This is a genomic window from Salana multivorans, from assembly GCF_003751805.1.
GTDB lineage: Bacteria > Actinomycetota > Actinomycetes > Actinomycetales > Beutenbergiaceae > Salana > Salana multivorans.
The window spans coordinates 198165-216004 of sequence record NZ_RKHQ01000002.1; the positions used below are offsets into that span (position 1 = coordinate 198165).

The 17840-nt window shown below is 72.8% G+C and carries 14 protein-coding genes; 13 read left to right on the forward strand and 1 reads right to left on the reverse strand.

Annotated elements, in window-relative coordinates; all coding sequences use genetic code 11:
- Window positions 1-7: 7 nt before the first annotated feature.
- The 11 genes from EDD28_RS13160 (at window position 8) to EDD28_RS13205 (ending at window position 13615) form a co-directional block, all read left to right on the forward strand.
- Window positions 8-1966 carry a glycoside hydrolase family 13 protein gene (locus EDD28_RS13160; RefSeq protein ID WP_123740247.1) on the forward strand — a complete coding sequence of 653 codons (1959 nt, stop codon included), beginning with the start codon at window positions 8-10 and terminating at the stop codon, window positions 1964-1966.
- Window positions 1959-3497: an alpha-amylase family glycosyl hydrolase gene (locus EDD28_RS13165; protein ID WP_123740248.1), complete on the forward strand. Its 1539-nt coding sequence runs from the start codon at window positions 1959-1961 to the stop codon at window positions 3495-3497. Before EDD28_RS13160 ends, EDD28_RS13165 begins: the two co-directional genes overlap by 8 nt.
- A 28-nt stretch (window positions 3498-3525) precedes the next feature.
- Window positions 3526-5448: a glycoside hydrolase family 13 protein gene (locus tag EDD28_RS13170; RefSeq protein ID WP_123740249.1), complete on the forward strand. Its 1923-nt coding sequence runs from the start codon at window positions 3526-3528 to the stop codon at window positions 5446-5448.
- A 42-nt stretch (window positions 5449-5490) separates the two neighbouring features.
- Window positions 5491-6735 (forward strand): MFS transporter, encoded by a 1245-nt coding sequence (locus EDD28_RS13175; protein WP_123740250.1) that lies wholly within the window; start codon window positions 5491-5493, stop codon window positions 6733-6735.
- Window positions 6732-8408, forward strand: coding sequence for an alpha-amylase family glycosyl hydrolase (locus tag EDD28_RS13180; RefSeq protein ID WP_123740251.1), 1677 nt, complete (start codon window positions 6732-6734; stop codon window positions 8406-8408). The genes EDD28_RS13175 and EDD28_RS13180 overlap by 4 nt, the downstream gene beginning before the upstream one ends.
- A gap of 67 nt (window positions 8409-8475) precedes the next feature.
- Window positions 8476-9810, forward strand: a complete 1335-nt coding sequence (locus tag EDD28_RS13185; RefSeq protein WP_123740252.1) for an alpha-amylase family glycosyl hydrolase — start codon at window positions 8476-8478, stop codon at window positions 9808-9810.
- A 110-nt stretch (window positions 9811-9920) separates the two neighbouring features.
- Window positions 9921-10235, forward strand: a complete 315-nt coding sequence (locus EDD28_RS13190) for a hypothetical protein (RefSeq protein WP_123740253.1) — start codon at window positions 9921-9923, stop codon at window positions 10233-10235.
- Between the two features lie 281 nt (window positions 10236-10516).
- Complete coding sequence (locus EDD28_RS17490) at window positions 10517-10861, forward strand: hypothetical protein (RefSeq protein ID WP_170169492.1); 345 nt, start codon at window positions 10517-10519, stop codon at window positions 10859-10861.
- A gap of 38 nt (window positions 10862-10899) precedes the next feature.
- Complete coding sequence (locus tag EDD28_RS13195) at window positions 10900-11868, forward strand: biotin/lipoyl attachment domain-containing protein (protein WP_170169493.1); 969 nt, start codon at window positions 10900-10902, stop codon at window positions 11866-11868.
- Window positions 11859-12509, forward strand: a complete 651-nt coding sequence (locus EDD28_RS13200; RefSeq protein WP_123740255.1) for an ABC transporter ATP-binding protein — start codon at window positions 11859-11861, stop codon at window positions 12507-12509. The genes EDD28_RS13195 and EDD28_RS13200 overlap by 10 nt, the downstream gene beginning before the upstream one ends.
- Window positions 12506-13615 (forward strand): hypothetical protein, encoded by a 1110-nt coding sequence (locus EDD28_RS13205; protein WP_123740256.1) that lies wholly within the window; start codon window positions 12506-12508, stop codon window positions 13613-13615. The genes EDD28_RS13200 and EDD28_RS13205 overlap by 4 nt, the downstream gene beginning before the upstream one ends.
- Before the next feature lie 58 nt (window positions 13616-13673).
- Here EDD28_RS13205 and EDD28_RS13210 read toward each other — a convergent pair whose 3' ends face one another.
- Window positions 13674-15554 (reverse strand): glycoside hydrolase family 13 protein, encoded by a 1881-nt coding sequence (locus tag EDD28_RS13210; protein ID WP_123740257.1) that lies wholly within the window; start codon window positions 15552-15554, stop codon window positions 13674-13676.
- Between the two features lie 115 nt (window positions 15555-15669).
- Here EDD28_RS13210 and EDD28_RS13215 point away from each other — a divergent pair, with 115 nt between their 5' ends.
- Both EDD28_RS13215 and EDD28_RS13220 read left to right on the forward strand, forming a co-directional pair.
- Window positions 15670-16944: a deoxyguanosinetriphosphate triphosphohydrolase gene (locus tag EDD28_RS13215; protein ID WP_123740258.1), complete on the forward strand. Its 1275-nt coding sequence runs from the start codon at window positions 15670-15672 to the stop codon at window positions 16942-16944.
- Window positions 16945-16993: 49 nt separating this feature from the next.
- The gene (locus EDD28_RS13220; RefSeq protein WP_123740259.1) at window positions 16994-17788 is read left to right on the forward strand and encodes an LLM class F420-dependent oxidoreductase; all 795 of its coding nucleotides are present in this window, start codon (window positions 16994-16996) and stop codon (window positions 17786-17788) included.
- Window positions 17789-17840: the final 52 nt, after the last annotated feature.

A 17840-nucleotide genomic window follows, 5' to 3' on the forward strand; every position in this document is an offset into this window, starting at 1 on the left:
AAGCTTCGTGACCTCGATCCGCAGTCCGCACCACGACGGGTCAGCCGCCTACGTCGACCCGACCACTCGAGCCCTCGGGGAGGTGGTGCGGCTGCGGATCCTCGTCCCTGATCGCGAGGACGGGGCGGAGGCGGCGCAGCACGTCGTCCTGCGCTCCGTCCGCGACGGGGAGCCGGAGCTGACAGCGGCCGTCCCCGGCCCGCGCGGCCCCGGCGGTCGCTGGTGGCACGTCGACCTCGTCCTGGTCAACCGCACGACGCGCTACCGCTTCTTCCTCTCGGGCACGGACGGCAGCTACCACTGGCTCAACGCCGAGGGGCTGTTCGACCGGGACCTGTCCGACGCGGGGGACTTCGTCGTCCGCGCCGACGACGTGCCCCCGGCGTGGGTGCCCGACCAGGTCGCCTACCAGATCTTCCCCGACCGCTACGCCGCCTCGGCCGCGGCGGCCGACCGCGAGACGCCGGCCTGGGCCGTGCGCCAGGAGTGGTCCGGTCCCGTCCGCAACGGCGGAAAGCACGTGGAGGACCACTGGTTCGCCGGTGACCTCGACGGCGTGATCGAGCACCTCGACCACGTCGAGGAGCTCGGGGCGACCGTCCTCTACCTCACCCCGGTCTTCGAGGGCCGGTCCAACCACCGCTACGACGCCGTGTCGTTCGACCGCGTCGACCCGGTGCTCGGCGGGGACGAGGCCCTCGAGCGGCTCATCGTCGCGGCGCACGCGCGGGGCATCCGCGTGCTCGGGGATCTCACGACCAACCACACCGGGGCCGGGCACGAGTGGTTCCTCGCCGCGCAGGCCGACGCCGCCAGCCCCGAGGCTGGCTTCTACCGGTTCCGCTCCCACCCGGAGGACTACGTCGCCTGGTGGGACATCCCGTCGCTGCCCAAGCTCGACCACGCCAACCCCGAGCTGCGCCGCCGCCTCTACGAGGGCGGGGACTCGATCGTCGCCCGCTGGCTGCGGGCCGGCCTCGACGGCTGGCGGATCGACGTCGCCAACATGACGGGCCGGATGGGCGGCGACGACCTCGCGAACGACGTCGCCCGGCGGATCCGCCGCACGATGCACGAGGTCAACCCCGAGGCCTGGCTGCTCGCCGAGCACGGGCACGACGCCTCGGCCGACCTCGTGGGGGACGGCTGGGACGGCACGATGGACTACCAGGGGTTCACCCGGCCCCTGTGGGTGTGGCTGAACGGCGGCGCCCGGACGGGCGTCGACGACGACGCGGTCCCGCACGGCCTCGACTTCCTCGGCCTGCCGATCGACATCCCGGTGCTGCCGGCCACGAGCGCGGTCGGGACGATGCGCGACGTGCACGCCCGGATGTCGTGGGCGGCGCAGAGCGCCTCGACCCTGCACCTCGACTCCCACGACACGCCCCGGTTCCGCACCGTCGTCGGCGGCGGGACGGACGGCTGGGTCGACGTCGAGGGGAGGGGACGCACGCGCCACCTGCTCGGGCTCGCCCTCCAGATGACGATGCCCGGCGTGCCGTCCGTCTTCGCGGGGGACGAGATCGGGCTGACGGGCGCGAACGGCGAGCACGCGCGCACGCCGATGCCGTGGGACACCGGCGTGTGGGACACGCCGACCTGGGACGCCTACCGCGCCTGGGTCGCGCTGCGGCGCGACCACGTGGCGCTGCGCCGCGGCGGCCTGCGCTGGCTCGACGCGGGGGAGGACTCGCTCACGTTCCTGCGCGAGCACCCGGACGAGGTCGTCCTCGTCCACGTCGTCCGCCCGAGCGTGCGAGCGGACGACGAGCAGGCCGCGAACGTCGCGACCGGCCGCCCGGTCCGGCTCCCCGCCGCGACCCTCGGCCTGTCCGACGGGCTGACCCCCGAGAGCCTCGCGGGCGAGACGGCGACGCGGGACGGCGGCGACCTCGTCCTGCCGACCGCGGTCGGCGCGCACGTCCTGCGGCTCGAGGCCGGCGACTGGGCGTGGGATGACTGAGCAGGACCGGTCGACGCGGTACGCCAACGCCGAGGATCGCGCCCGCGCGGGCCGGTACGAGGAACGCGAGGCCGACTGGCGCCAGGGCGCGGTGGTCTACCAGGTGATGGTCGACCGGTTCGCGCCGCCCGCCGACCTCGACGCCCGACGCCACCTCTACGAGGCGCCGAAGCGGCTGCACGCGTGGGACGAGACGCCGACCAAGGGCGAGTACGTCGAGGACGTGCGGCTGTGGAGCCACGAGATCGACTTCTGGGGCGGGGACCTGGCCGGCCTGCGGGACAGGCTCGACCACGTGGCCGATCTCGGTGCCGACGTGCTCTACCTCAACCCGATCTGCGAGGCCTCGACCAACCACGGGTACGACGCGATCGACTACCTGCGGATCGCGCCGTGGCTCGGCAGCCGCGAGGACGTGACGCGGCTCGCGGACGACCTGCACGGCCGCGGGATGCGGCTCGTGCTCGACGGGGTGTTCAACCACGTCGGCCGGGCGAACCCGATCTTCCGCGCGGCCGAGGCCGACCCGGCCTCGCCCTACCGCGACTGGTTCGAGTTCGGCGAGCGGTTCCCGGGCGGCGTGCGGGCGTGGGCGCTGGCGGAGAGCCTGCCGGAGCTGGTCCACGAGAACCCGGCCGTGACGGACTACCTGTGGACGAGGCCCAACTCCGTGGTGCGCAGCTACCTGCGCGACGGCGTCGACGGCTGGCGGCTCGACGTCGCCTCCGACCTCGGCTTCCGCTTCCTCGAGGACCTCACGCGGGCCGCGCACGCGGAGAAGCCGGGCTCGCTCACGGTCGGTGAGGTCTCGGCGTACGCCCCGGAGTGGCTCGGCCCCCTGGACGGCCTCCTGCACTGGAACCTGCGCCGCGTGCTCGTCGAGCTGGCGAACGGCCGGCTCAGCGCGCGCCACGCGCAGCGGATCCTCGCCCGGGTCTACGCCGACGCCGACTACGAGCACATGCTCCGCTCGTGGCTGTTCGTCGACAACCACGACACCGCGCGCCTGCCGGACGCGGTGCCCGACCCGGCAGCGCAGCGCCTCGCCCGCGTCCTGCAGCACACGCTGCCCGGCAGCCCGGTCGTGTACTACGGCAGCGAGGTCGGGATGACCGGCGGCGACGACCCGGAGATGCGCGGTCCGATGCGCTGGGACCTGCTGACGCCGGACAACCCGTGGCTCGTCCTGACCCGTCGGCTCGTCGAGCTGCGCCGGACGCGCCGCGCGCTGCGCGTCGGCGACCTGCGCTGGCTCGACACGGACGAGCTGATCGGGTTCGAGCGCTCGACGGACCGGGTGGCCGACGCCGTCGTCGTCCTCGCCAACCCGGGCGACGAGCCCGTCACCGAGCTCGTCCAGCTCGTCGACTCCAAGCTCATGCACGTCCTGGTCGACGCGCTCGGCTCGGGCGCCCGGCTCCACCCGGTCCAGGGCATGGTGGAGGTGGAGCTCGAGCCGCACGGCGTGCTCGTCCTCACCCCGCGCACGGCCGAGCCCGGCGGGTACGAGCCCTTCAAGCGTGTCCAGTAGTCACCCGGAACCGCAGGACGGATCGCCCATGTCGTCTTCCTCCCCGTCGCTGGCGCGCGCCCCGCACCACGACGGCTCGGTCACCTACCTCGGGCCCGTCCCGACGCGGCCGGGCGGCTCGGTCCGCCTGCGCGTCCACGTCCCCGCGCCGGGCGCGAGCCGCGTGCGCGTGCGCTGGGGCCAGGACGGCGAGCCGCGCCTGCGCGACCTGACGCCGACGCCGGCCTTCGACGGGCAGTGGTGGACGGGCGAGCTGCCCCTGGTCAACGCCCGCACGTCCTACCGCTTCCTGATCGAGGGGCCGGACGGGGCGCGGCACCGCTGGCTGACCGCCGAGGGCGTGAGCGAGCGGGAGGTGTCGGACCGGTCGGACTTCGTGCTCGACGCGAGCGACGCGGCCCCCGACTGGGTGGCCGACCAGGTCGCGTACCAGATCTTCCCCGACCGGTTCGCCCGCTCGGCCGCGGCCGCGGACCGCGAGCTCCCGGACTGGGCCGTGCCGCAGGCGTGGGACGAGCCGGTCGTCGCGGCCGGCGGTCCCGTCGCCCGGCAGCTCTACGGCGGCGACCTCGACGGCATCGCGGAGCACCTCGACCACCTCGTCGACCTCGGCGTCACGACGCTCTACCTGACGCCGGTGTTCGAGGGTCGGTCCAACCACCGCTACGACGCCGTGTCGTTCGACCGGGTCGACCCGGTGCTCGGCGGCGACGACGCCTACCGTCGCCTCATCGACGCGGCGCACGCGCGCGGCCTGCGCGTCCTCGGCGACCTGACGACCAACCACACGGGCTCGGGCCACGAGTGGTTCCGCGCGGCCGCGGCCGACCCGACGGGGGTCGAGGCCGGCTTCTACCTGTTCGATGACCAGGGCTACCACTGCTGGCTCGGCCACCCCAGCCTGCCGACGCTGGACTACCGCGGCCGGGAGCTGCGCGAGCGGATGTACGGCCGCGCGGACTCCGTCGTCGCGCGCTGGGTCGACGCCGGGCTGGACGGCTGGCGGATCGACGTCGCGAACATGACCGGGCGCCAGGGCGGCGTCGACCTGACCCGCGAGGTGGCCCGCGGCGTGCGCGAGGCGATGACGCGGGTGAACGCCGACACCTGGCTGCTCGCCGAGCACTTCTTCGACGCCTCGGCCGACCTCGTCGGCGACGGCTGGCACGGCGTCATGGACTACGCGGGGGCGTCGATGCCGCTGTGGTGGTGGCTCGCCGCCCCCGGCGCGCGCCCGCACGCGACCGTCCCGCTCCCGATCGACCCGCTCCCGGCCCGCGACGTGGTCGCGACGATGCGGGAGGTGCACGCGCGCTACCCGTGGGCGGCGGTGACCGCGTCGACCGTGCACCTCGACTCCCACGACACGGCCCGGTTCCGCACGCTCGCCGGGGGCGGCGAGCACGGCGGCGTCGACGACGGGAGCTCCGACTCGGGGCTCGCCCGCGCGCGCCACCTGCTCGGGGCCGGGCTGCAGCTCACGCTGCCGGGCGTCCCGGCGCTGTTCGCCGGCGACGAGCTCGGACTCACCGCGACCACCGGCGAGCACGCGAGGACCCCGATACCGTGGGACGCCCGCGAGACGTGGGACGCGGCGACCCTCGACGCCTACCGCGAGCTCGTCGCGCTGCGGCGCGAGCACCCGGCGCTGCGGCGCGGCGGCCTGCGCTGGCTGTCGGCCGGGGTCGACCACCTGACGTTCGTGCGCGAGCACCCCGCGGGGCGCGTGCTCGTCCACGCCGTGCGTCCGCGGCCGGACGGAGCAGCCCCGCGCGACGGCGAGGTCCGCCTGCCCGCCGCCGTGCTCGGCGGCGACGCCGCCGACGCGGTGACGCTGCGCGGCGAGGGCCTCGTGCGGCTGGATGACGGCGACGAGCCGGTCCTGGCGCTGCCCGGGTCGGTCGGCGCGCACCTCTGGCTCCTGCCCGGCGACGATCTCGCCTGGACCTGACCACCCCGACGACCCCGTCGAGAAAGACGCTCGAGAGAACGCGTGTACTCCCTCCTCCTGGCCATCGTCTACGTCGCCTTCGTCAGCCTCGGCCTGCCCGACTCCCTCGTGGGATCGGGCTGGCCGGTCATGCACGAGGACCTGGGGGTCCCGGTCGGCTACGCGGGCATCGTCACGATGCTCATCGCCGGCGGCACGATCGTCTCCAGCCTCGCCTCCGAGCGGCTCACCCGCCGGCTCGGCGCCGGGCTGGTCACGGCGGTCAGCGTCGGGCTGACGGCGGCGGCGCTCATCGGCTTCTCGACGTCCGGCTCGTTCTGGCTGCTGTGCCTGTGGGCGATCCCGTACGGCCTCGGGGCCGGCGCGGTGGATGCGGCGCTCAACAACTACGTCGCGCTGCACTACGCGGCGCGGCACATGAACTGGCTGCACAGCTTCTGGGGCGTCGGCGCGTCGATCAGCCCGTTCATCATGAGCTACGCCCTCACGTCCGGGCTCGGCTGGTCGGGCGCCTACCGCATCGTCGGGATCACCCAGGCGGTGCTCACCTGCGTGCTGCTGCTCAGCCTCCCGCTGTGGGGCCGGGTCAACCCGCGCGTCCCGCTGGGGCGCGCGGACGACGCGGCCGAGGACGCGGCCAGCGGTGCCCCTGCCGCCGACGGGCGCGGCGGCCGGCCGGTGCCGCTGCGCGAGGCGCTGCGCATCCCCGGCGTCGTCATGGTCCTGGCGGCGTTCTTCGCCTACTGCGCCCTCGAGACGACCGCGATGCTGTGGGCCTCGACGTACCTCGTCGCCGACCGCGGGGTGACGCCGGAGACCGCGGCCGCCTTCGCCTCGCTCTATATCCTCGGGATCACGGGCGGCCGGTTCCTCAGCGGCTTCGTCGCCGACCGGGTGGGTGACCGGGCGCTCATCCGGGGCGGCTTCGTCGCGGTCGGCGTCGGCGTCGTCATGATCGCGCTCCCGCTGCCGACCGACGTGCTCGCGCTGGCCGGACTCGTCGTCGCCGGTCTCGGCAGCGCCCCCATCTACCCGGCGATCATCCACTCGACCCCGACCAACTTCGGCCGGCGCAGCTCCCAGGCGATCATCGGGGTGCAGATGGCCGCGGCCTACAGCGGTGCCACGTTCATGCCGCCGCTGTTCGGCGCCCTCTCGTCCTGGGCCGGGATGTGGACCTTCCCGCTGTTCCTCGCGGTGTTCGTCGCGGTCGGCCTCGTCATGTCGGAACGCCTCAACCGGACCGTGGCCGGGCTCCCCGGCCCGGACGAAAGGAACGACCAGTGACCAACGCAGCGACGCCGTGGTGGCGTGACGCCGTCTTCTACCAGGTCTACCCGCGCTCGTTCGCCGACGCGAACGGCGACGGCGAGGGCGACCTCGCCGGCCTCGTCGCGCACCTCGACGCGATCGCCGCGCTCGGCGTCGACGCGCTGTGGCTCACGCCGTTCTACCCCTCGCCGATGGTGGACGGCGGGTACGACGTCGCCGACTACACCGACGTCGACCCGCGCTACGGCGACCTCGGGGACGTCGACCGGCTGCTCGCCGCCGCGCACGCGGCCGGGCTGCGCGTGACGATCGACCTCGTGCCGAACCACTGCTCCAGCGAGCACGCCTGGTTCCGCGCCGCGGTCGCCGCCGCGCCCGGCTCGCCCGAGCGGGCCCGGTTCCTCGTCCGCGACGGGCGCGGCCCCGACGGCGCCGAGCCGCCGACGAACTGGGGCAGCGTCTTCTCCGGCGCTTCGTGGACGCGGCTGCCCGACGGTCAGTGGTACTACCACCTGTTCGACCCGACGCAGCCCGACCTGAACTGGGACGACCCGGCGGTGCCCGAGGAGTTCGAGCGCATCCTGCGGTTCTGGCTCGACTGCGGCGTCGACGGGTTCCGGATCGACGTCTCGGACGCGCTGGTCAAGGACTTCGACGCCGGCGACACCCCCGACGGCTCGCCCGTCATCCCTAAGGGCGCCGACTCGCCGCTGCACGAGCACTACCGCCGGTTCCGCCGCGTGATGGACGACTACGACGGCGACCGGATGGCGGTCCTGGAGACGGGTGCCCCCGCCGAGGACGTCGCGCTGCTCCTGCGGCCGGACGAGATGCACCTCGCCTTCGACCTCGCGCTGACCCGAGCCCGGTGGAGCGCACCGGCGCTGCGCGAGGCGGTCGAGGAGGGGCTCGCCGTCTCGCGCCTGTCCGGCGCGCCGGCGACCTGGGTGATCGAGAACCACGACCTGCCGCGCGCCGTCACCCGGTACGGGAACGACGTCGAGCTGGCGGGGGAGTACGTGCCCGAGGTCGAGGAGGAGCTGCCGGAGCCGGCCGACGCTGCCGCCGTGCTCGCGCGGGGGACCCGGCGCGCCCGCGCGGCCGCCGTGCTCCTGTGCGCGCTGCCCGGCGCGGTCTACCTGTACCAGGGCCAGGAGCTGGGGCTGCCGGAGGTCGAGGACCTGCCCGACGAGGTGCGCCAGGACCCGGTCTTCCACCGCACGGGCGGGGCGGCGCGGGGCCGGGACGGCTGCCGCGTGCCACTGCCGTGGGCCGACGCGGAACCGCCGTACGGGTTCGGCCCCGCCGGGTCGTCGCCGTGGCTGCCGCAGCCCGAGGTGTTCGCCGACCTCACGCGCGAGCGTCAGGAGCACGACCCCGGTTCGATGCTCGCGCTGTACCGCGAGCTGCTGGCGGTGCGCCGGGCCACGCCGGTGCTGCGCCGCGGCACCCTCGACTGGCTCCCCGGCGACGACGACCACGTCCTGACCTTCCGCCTCACGCTCGACGGTGAGGGCGCCGGCGAGGGGGAGGGCGCCGGGGGCAGCGCCGTCGTCGTCGTCAACACGGGCACCGACCCGGTCGCGCTGCCGCCCGGCGAGGTCGTCGCGGCCAGCGTGCCGATCGACGATCTCCTCGCCCCGGGCGGCGCGCTGCCCGGCGACGCGGCCGCCGTCGTCCTGCGGTAGTCCGGCGGTCTCGACCACTCGACCCACCCGCACGTCCGGTTCGACCCCTCTGCACGGGAGCACCTCGATGACCACCCCCCGCACCCAGCCCCACACGCCGGCCCTCGTCCACCCCGACTGGTGCCGCAACGCGTCGATCTACCAGGTCAACACGCGCAACTTCACCCAGGAGGGGACGCTCGCGGCCGCCGCCGAGCACCTCGAGCGGATCCGCGACCTCGGGCCGAGCATCGTGTGGCTCATGCCGGTGCACGAGATCGGCGTCGAGGGCCGCAAGGGCGGACTCGGCAGCCCGTACGCCGTGCGGGACTTCTACTCGGTCAGCCCTGAGCTGGGCACGGTCGATGACCTGCGGGCCCTGGTGGACCGCGCGCACGACCTCGGGCTGCGCGTCATCCTCGACTGGGTCGGGAACCACACGTCGTGGGACAGCGTGCTGCGCGAGCAGCACCCCGAGTTCTACGCGCTCGACGAGGACGGCAACCCCCAGCCGACCATGTGGTACGACTGGGACGACATCGTCGACCTCGACTACAACGTCCCCGCCGTCGCCGACTACATGGTCGACGCGATGACCTACTGGGTGCGCGAGGTGGGCATCGACGGCTACCGGTGCGACACCGCCGGACTCGTCCCGACGTGGTTCTGGGCCCGCGCCCGCGCCGCGCTCGAGGAGATCAAGCCGGTCTTCATGCTGGCGGAGTGGGAGTCGCGCGACCTGCACGACGACGCCTTCGACGCCAGCTACGGCTGGTCGTGGAACAGCTCGCTGCACGAGATCGCGATGGGCAGGGCCGACCTGACGCCGCTGCGCACGTACTACGCGTGGAACGACAAGTTCTACCCGCGGGACGCGATCCGGATGCTGTTCGTGACGAACCACGACAAGAACTCGTGGGAGGGAACCGAGTACGAGCAGTTCGGCGACGCGCTCGAGGCCGCGATCGTCCTCTCGGTCGCGACCGCCGGCATCCCGCTCGTCTACAACGGCCAGGAGGCGGGCAACGACCGCCGGCTCGACTTCTTCGACCGCGACCCGATCCAGTGGCGCGAGCACCGGATGGGGGAGTTCTACCGCGTCCTGCTCGCGCTCAAGACCCGGACCCGCGCGCTCGACGCCGGCGCCTGGGGCGGCCGGATGATCGAGGTGCGCACCTCCGACCCGCACTGCGTGCTGGCCTTCGCGCGCTCCAGCGGACCGGACGGCGTCCTCACGGTCGTCAACCTCTCGCCGCACGAGCGCGAGGTCGAGCTGCGCTCGGGTCCGGTGGCCGGCCGCTGGGTGCCGCTCGAGATCGACGCCGAGCGCGCGGCCGACCTTCCGGCGGACGGGGTGACGCTCGAACCGGGCTCGACCATCACCCTGCCGGCCTGGGGCTGGACGGTGCTGCTGCGCGGGTAACGGACGTCAGCGGACCTCTTCCTGCTCAAACAGACTGAGCGCCCTCTGTTTTTCTGTTAGCCTCCGCTGCAAGCGGTGTTTCGCCGACTCAATCAGAGACAGGGGATCTCATGCGTGTCCGCAGACTGGCTATTGGGCTCATCACACTGATCGCCACGTTCGGGGTAGCGACGGGCGCCACGGCCGCGAGCTGTTGGTACGTCAACAACATGAGCCGCACCATCAAGCTCAGCTCGTGCGAGATGATCCAGTCGGGTCACACCAACTACGGAAGCGCGATGGAGTCGTCCTCGTGTGCTGGCTCCGTCGGCGTGCAGGTCAAGTACGGGTCCGGAAGCAACCTCGAGACCTCCAGCATCACGTGGGGGGCCACCTATGCGCGGGTCGACAGGACCTCCGTCGCGCAGGTCGGGGTGCACCACTAGGTCCTCGCGCAGGTACGGACCTGAGGAGGTCGAGCGTGGCGAGGGAACGATGGTTCGGTACCCGCGTGGTTGCCCTGATCGCTGTGCTGCTCGTGTGTTCCGCGTGCTCGGAAGGAACGCCGCCCGTCGAGACAACCGACTCCGAGTTCTCCCGAGCACTCGCGCAAGCGCGGGTCGAAGGCGCTGGCGCGCAGCAGATCGAGGCGCTCGAGCAGGCCGAACGCGCGGGGAACGCGACGGTGGAGATGGTGCGGGCCGCCGCTCGTCGGACCGCCGACTGCATGAGCGAGGCTGGCTTGGCATCGCGGTACGTCGAGCACACGACCTACAGCGGCGTCGTCGTCCCGGGCTACGAGGTCGAGGTGCTCGACCCGACGGATGACGCCCTGATCGAGTCCTGCGATCGTCTCGAGTTCTACTGGATCAACCAGCTCTACCAGGTGCAGCCGAGCTCGATCGAGGCGAACGAGGAGTTCGCGAACCGCCAGGAGGTCGCCTTGCGCGCCTGTCTCGAACGGATCGGGGTGACGACGGACCCGGACTCCACGGGCACCGATCTCGTCGAGCAAGCGCTCGGTCTCGGCGAGTCGGGCTGCCTTGCCGACGTCGGCATCGACACGTGGTAGGGCGCACGCGCCGAGATGGTCCGACGGTGCTCGTCCTCGTGCTCGCGGTCCCGCTCGCCGTTGCGGTCGTCCTGGCTCTCTGGGCTCTGGCGATCTCGCCCGTGACGTCGGCGGAACCACCCGCGCCGGTCATCTCGGAGGTGCTCAGCGCGACGCCCGACGCAGCCATCACGACGACGGCCACACTGATCGAGGCACCGTCCGTGCCGATCCGCAGCTCGTCCTCGGGGCTCGTCACGAGGGTGCTCGTCGAGGGGGGTGTTCCGGTGGGCCAGGGGGACGTCCTGCTCGAGGTCGACGGGGCATCCGTGGTCGCGTATCTCGCTGAGACACCGCTTCACCGTGATCTCGAACCAGGGGCGAGCGGGGCGGACGTTGCTGTCGCGGAGCGCCTCCTCGTCGACCTCGGGTACCTGGACGTCGCCGACGAGAGTCTCGACCAGGGCGCGGCCGAGGCGATTCGCACCTTCAACGACGACCACGGGTGGGGCCAGGGCTCGACCCTGGTGCTTCACTCGCTTGTCTGGATACCGCGCTGGGTCGGTCCGCCCGAGGTCGTCCTCGTCGAGCCCGGCGAACGGATCGAGCCTCAGACGGAGCTCTACTCCGCCCCGGACGGCGCGGACGCGATAGCCGTGGACATCGAGCGAGCGCCGACCGATCGGACCGTCACCGTTGGGACGGCATCTGTTCTCCTGGCAGCGGGAGAAGACGAGATCCACGATGCTGGCGCCGTCGCCGCCCTGGCGGAGGTGATGGGCGACGAGACCTCGGTCATCGCCTCGGTCACGCTTCGGGAGCCGTCAACGGTGGGAGCCGTCCCGGCGAGCGCCATCGTCGCGGACGACAGGGGCAGCTTCTGCTACTTCCCGGACGTGACAGGTAGCCCCATCTCCGTCACCGTGACCACGGGACGCACCGGTGTCGTCTACATCGATGCGTCGCAGATCGGGTCGCCTGTGCTCGTCAATCCACGCGAGACCAGAGCAGAGCTCGCGTGCGGCTGAGCGTGAGGGGACTGACGTATCGCTACCCGGGTAGCGATACGGATGTGCTCTCCGGGGTGGAGCTCGAGATTCCCTCGGGGACGACCGTCGCGATCGTCGGTCCCTCGGGCTCGGGCAAGACCACGCTCCTGGCTCTCCTGGGAGGACTCCTTCCGGTACAGGACGGGCGGATCGTGGCACGTAGCTCCGACGGATCGGTTCATCGCGTCTCGGAGGTGGCGACCTGGGCGTTGCAGACGGTCTCGCTCCTTCCGGACCGCACGACTCTGGAGAACGTCTGCCTCGGTGCCTTTCTCGACGGAGCGACGCGTGCGCAGGCGCGCGAGGTCGCGATGGAACGACTCAGGGACATGGGCGTCGAGGGTCTTGCGGCGACCCCGGCGAGGTTTCTGTCAGGAGGGGAGGCGCAGCGGGTCGGCCTTGCCCGTGCCCTCGCGAGTCGACGGCCGGTCCTCCTGGCTGACGAGCCCACCGGGCAGCTCGATGCGCGGACGACGGACGGGGTGCTCGACGCCATGATGGGCGCCTCGCGTCGGACGGTTGTGCTCGTCACTCACGACCTGGCGGCGGCCCGACGCTGCGACATGAGGTTTCGTCTCCGCTCGGGCAGTCTCGTCGCGGCAGAGGATGCGTCGGCATGACGCGCGCGTGGCCGGACCTGCTCGCAGTGAGAGAGGGGGCTGAGAACGCTCGCGCCGGGCGCCGCTCGTCCCTGCTCCTCTCCGTTTCCGTTGCCATGGTCGTCTGCGTCATCGGAGTGGCGAGCGCGATGGAGGTGTCCACGATCGTTCGAGCGGAGCAGCGGTGGATCGACGACGGGGCCTTCGTCTTCGTCGTCGAGCCCGCCTCAACGGACGCGGGTGCGGCGATCGACGTGCGCCGGTGCGATGCGTTGTCCCAGGTGGACGGTATCGATGCGGCGTTCTCGGCCGATGTCACCGACACGACGGGAGGACCGGACTGGGCCCCGGGCACCGAGGCGACCGTGACTCGGGTGTCGCCGGGAGCGTACGACTTCTTCTGCCTGACGCCACCGTCGAGACCAGGTGTTCTGGTGTCCGTCGACAGCGCGACGACCAGCGGTATCGGCGCCGGAGAAGCAGTTCGGTTCGTCATGCACGATCGGGGTGGGTCCTCCTACCCCGCCGACGTGGTGGCAGTGCTGTTCGACGGCGCCAGTGTCGCGGAGCGCCTCTCGGGGACCTATCTGCTCCCCGATGCGATCTCCGGTTCTTCCAGTCAGTGCTACGTGCGAACGGATCCAGCTCACGCCGATGCGGTGAAGAGCTACGTTGCTGATGCGCTCACGGGGGAGACCGACGTCCCCCCTCTCGTCATTCCGCGCCTCGCGGACTCGGCCTATCGCACGGACTTCGCGGACGCGTACGAGAGTCGAACACTGGCGTTCGGCTGGGCCCTCGGGTCGGCCTTGCTCGTTCTGCTCTGGAGCACGGCACAGTGGACGCGGCGGGGGCGGGAGGCGATCTACGCGACCTTTGGTGTCCACGCCCGCGCGCGAGTCCTCATGCACCTGGCCGAATGGGGCACGCTGTCGGGCGTCGGTGCTGTCTGGGGATGGGCTACCGCCGTCTGTCTCGCCATCGGTCTGGGCGCGGACACTCGGGTGTCGCTCGTTCACATCACCGCGCACGCCGTCGCGGCGTTGGCGACAGCCACGGGAGGAGTGGTCCTCGTCGCACTGTTCCCGGCTCGGACGCTGCTGGAGGCGCTCAAGGATCGCAGCTGAGTCCCGGGCTCGACCGGCGCCGGCCTGGGCCGGCGCCCGTGGCGCTCGCCGCGGCCGCTCAGTCGGGCCCGAACGGGCTGCGCGAGCGGTCGACCGAGACGCGGCGCGCCCAGACCGTCGTGTCCGGCGGCAGCCAGGTGAGGCCGTCGACCTGCGAGAGCCGGCCGCTCGCGAGGAGCACCTCGAGGTCCTCCGTGAGCGCGGTGTCCGCCGAGCCCATGTTCGCCATGACGATGAGGTCGCCGTTGACGAGCCCGAGCACGTCGGGCTCGGCCGTGTCGAGCCAGGCGAGCCCGCCCGAGCCGAGGTGGAAGTCGCGGCGCAGGCGCAGCGCCCGCCGGTAGAGCTCGTACGTCGAGTCCTCGACGCCCTTCTGCGCGTCCAGCGCGTACGACGCCCAGTCCTCCGGCTGCGGCAGCCACGACTCGCCGGTGGGGGAGAACCCGAACGCGGGGCTCGCCGACTCCCACGGGATCGGCACGCGGCAGCCGTCGCGCCCGAGCCCGTCGCCCCGCAGGATGACCGGGTCCTGGCGAACCTCGCGGGGCAGCGTCGTGTGCTCGGGCAGGCCGAGCTCCTCGCCCTGGTAGAGGTAGGCCGAACCGGGCAGCGCCAGCTCCAGCAGTGTCGCCGCGCGCCCGCGGCGCAGCCCGAGCTCGCGGTCGGGCTGGAGGTCGTCGGGGCCGATCGCCTCGACGTTCCCGCCGCGGCTCGGCATGCCGAACCGGGAGTGGTGCCGCACGACGTCGTGGTTGGAGAGCACCCACGTCGTCGGGGCGCCGACCTCGTCGTTGAGCCGGAGCGACTCCTCGATGACGGACCGCATCGTGTCCGCGTGCCAGTGCGCGGAGAGGAACGCGAAGTTGAACGTCTGCTGCATCTCGTCCGGCCGCACGTACGTGGCCAGCTCGCTCAGCGGCTCGACCCAGGCCTCGGCGACGAGCATCCGGTCCCCGTCGAACTCCTCGAGCACCCGGTGCCAGCCGCGGTAGATCTCGTGCACACCGGGCTGGTTCCACATCGGCCCGTCGTTCGCCGGCGGCTCGGCCGCGCCCTCGGGCAGGTCCGCGCGTTCCGCCGCGTCGGCGGCGGGACCGGCCGACCCGTCGGCATGATCGGCGTGGCCGTCGTCGTCGGTCGTGGCGTCGCGATCGAGCGCCTCGAGGTCGACCGAGCCCGACTCGGTCTCCGAGACCATCGCCGAGTGCCCGTCCCAGTCCGGCAGGCCGTCGGCCTTGACCAGCCCGTGCGCCACGTCGACCCGGAAGCCGTCGACGCCGCGGGTCATCCAGAACCGCAGGATGTCGTGGAACTCCTCCACCACCTCGGGGTTGCCCCAGTCGAGGTCGGGCTGGTGCACGTCGAACAGGTGGAGGTACCACTGGCCCGGCCGGCCGTCGGCCTCGGTGACGCGGGTCCAGCCGTCCTGGCCGAACACGGAGCGCCAGTTGTTCGGGGGCAGCTCGCCGTGCTCGCCGCGTCCGTCGCGGAAGATGTAGCGCGCCCGCTCCGGGCTGCCGGGGCCGGCCGCGAGCGCGGCCTGGAACCAGACGTGCTCGTCGGACGTGTGGTTCGGGACGAGGTCGACGACGACGCGCAGCCCGAGCTGGTGCGCGCGCTCGATGAGGGCGTCGGCGTCGGCGAGCGAGCCGAACAGCGGGTCGATGTCGCGATAGTCGGCCACGTCGTAGCCGGCGTCGTGCTGCGGGGAGCGGTAGAACGGCGAGAGCCACAGCGCGTCGACGCCGAGCCGGGAGAGGTGGCCGAGCCGCTTCGTGATGCCGGGCAGGTCGCCGTAGCCGTCCCCGTCGGAGTCGGCGAAGGAGCGTGGGTAGACCTGGTAGACCACCGCCGTCTGCCACCACAGGTGCGGCTCCGACCGCGGAGCTGACACGGGGCTGGTGCGACACAGCTGTGTGGCGTTGTTCACCCGAGGCATCCTTCCCCTTGGCGCACGCGATAACAAACCGGGCTATAGGGATCGCGCGCGCGTGCGCGATCCAGCCGCGCGACGGTGCGGCCCGCGCCCGCCCGTCGCCACTAGGCTGGCGTCGATGTCCTGGCAGCCACCTCTCACCGACGCCACCGGGTCGAGCGACGTCGAGCGGTGGGTGCCCGAGGTCTCCAAGAACCCGCGCCGCTCGCCGTTCGAGCGCGACCGCGCCCGCGTCCTCCACTCCTCGGCGCTGCGGCGGCTCGGGGCCAAGACCCAGGTGCTCGCGCCGTCGACGGACGACTTCGTCCGCACGCGGCTGACCCACTCGCTCGAGGTCGCGCAGGTGGGGCGCGAGATCGCCAAGCAGCTCGGCTGCGACCCCGACGTCGTGGACGCCGCGTGCCTCTCCCACGACCTCGGGCACCCGCCCTTCGGGCACAACGGCGAGGCGGCGCTCGCGGTCGTCGCCGAGGACGCCGGCGGGTTCGAGGGCAACGCCCAGACGCTGCGCATCCTCACCCGGCTCGAGCCGAAGATGTTCGCGTCGGACGGGCGGTGCGTCGGGCTCAACCTCACCCGCGCGAGCCTCGACGCGGCGTCCAAGTACCCGTGGCAGCGAGTGGACGCGCCGCGCCGCGTCGACGGTCGTCGCTCCCGCAAGTTCGGCGTCTACGCCGACGACCTGCCCGTGTTCGACTGGCTGCGCGAGGGCGCCCCGGTCGGTCAGACCTGTCTCGAGGCGCAGGTGATGGACCTCTCCGACGACGTCGCGTACTCGGTGCACGACGTCGAGGACGCCATCGTCGGGTGGCGGGTCGAGCCGCGGCGGCTGCGGGAGGCGGGGGAGCCCGACCGCGTGGTCGCGCAGGTGCGCGCCTGGTACGACCCCGACCTCACCGACGACGAGCTCGGTGCCGCGCTCGACCGGCTGCTCGCGCTGCCCGACTGGGTCGCCGAGTTCGACGGGACGCGCGAGTCGCTCGCCGCCGTCAAGGACATGACGTCGCAGCTCATCGGGCGGTTCACCGGGTCGTCGGTCGACGCGACGCGGGCCGTCCACGGGTACGGCGACCTGCACCGGTACGCGGCACGGCTCGAGGTGCCGCGGACGACGCGGGCCGAGATCGCGGTCCTCAAGGGGATCGCGGCGCTCTACGTCATGGCGCCCCGCGAGGACGAGCCGCTCTACCACTACCAGCGCCAGGTGGTCTCCGAGCTGGTCGAGGTCGTCCTCGAACGCGCGGAGGTCGCGCTCGAGCCGGTCTTCCTGCCCGACTTCCTCGACGCCGAGGACGACGCCGCCCGCCTGCGCGTCGTCGTCGACCAGGTGGCCTCGCTCACCGACCTCTCGGCGATGGCGTGGCACGCGCGGCTGGTCGCACCGGGCGAGTGAGGGCGGGCGCCCGGCGGTGCGCGCCGGCCGCGGGCGTAGGTTGGGGTCCGTGACCTTCCCCGTGCGCATCGGCGTCCAGATCCAGCCCCAGCACGCCGACTACTCGGCGATCCGCGACGCGGCGCGCCGCGTGGAGGACCTCGGCGTCGACGTGCTCTTCAACTGGGACCACTTCTTCCCGCTCTCGGGCGACCCGGACGGGCTGCACTTCGAGTGCTGGAGCATGCTCGCCGCGTGGGCGGAGCAGACCGAGCGCGTCGAGATCGGTGCACTCGTGACCTGCAACTCCTACCGCAACCCCGAGCTGCTGGCCGACATGGCCCGGACGATCGACCACATCTCGGCGCGCGGTGACGCCCCGGGCCGGCTGATCCTCGGCATCGGGGCCGGCTGGTTCGAGCGCGACTACGCCGAGTACGGCTACGAGTTCGGCACCGCCGGGTCGCGGATCACCGACCTCGCCGAGGCCCTGCCCCGGATCAGGAGCCGCTGGGCCGCGCTCAACCCGGCCCCGACGCGGGACATCCCGATCCTCATCGGCGGCTCCGGCCCTCGCCGCACGCTCCGACTGGTCGCCGAGCACGCCGACGTCTGGCACTCGTTCGGCGACGCGGACGCGCTGCGCGAGCGCTCCGCGATCCTCGCCGGACACGCCGAGGCGGTCGGCCGTCCGGTCGGCGAGATCGAGCGCTCGATCGACGTGCGACGCCGCCCGTCCGAGGTCGGGCAGGAGCTGCTCGACGCGGGGGCGACCCTCTTCACCGTCGAGTCCTCGGGGCCGGACTACGACCTCGACCTGGCCGCCGAGTGGGTCGCCTGGCGCGACGCCAGCACGCGCGGCTGAGCTCGGCGCCTGGATCGTCCACAGCCGGGCGGCCCGACCCGGCTCGGTCCCG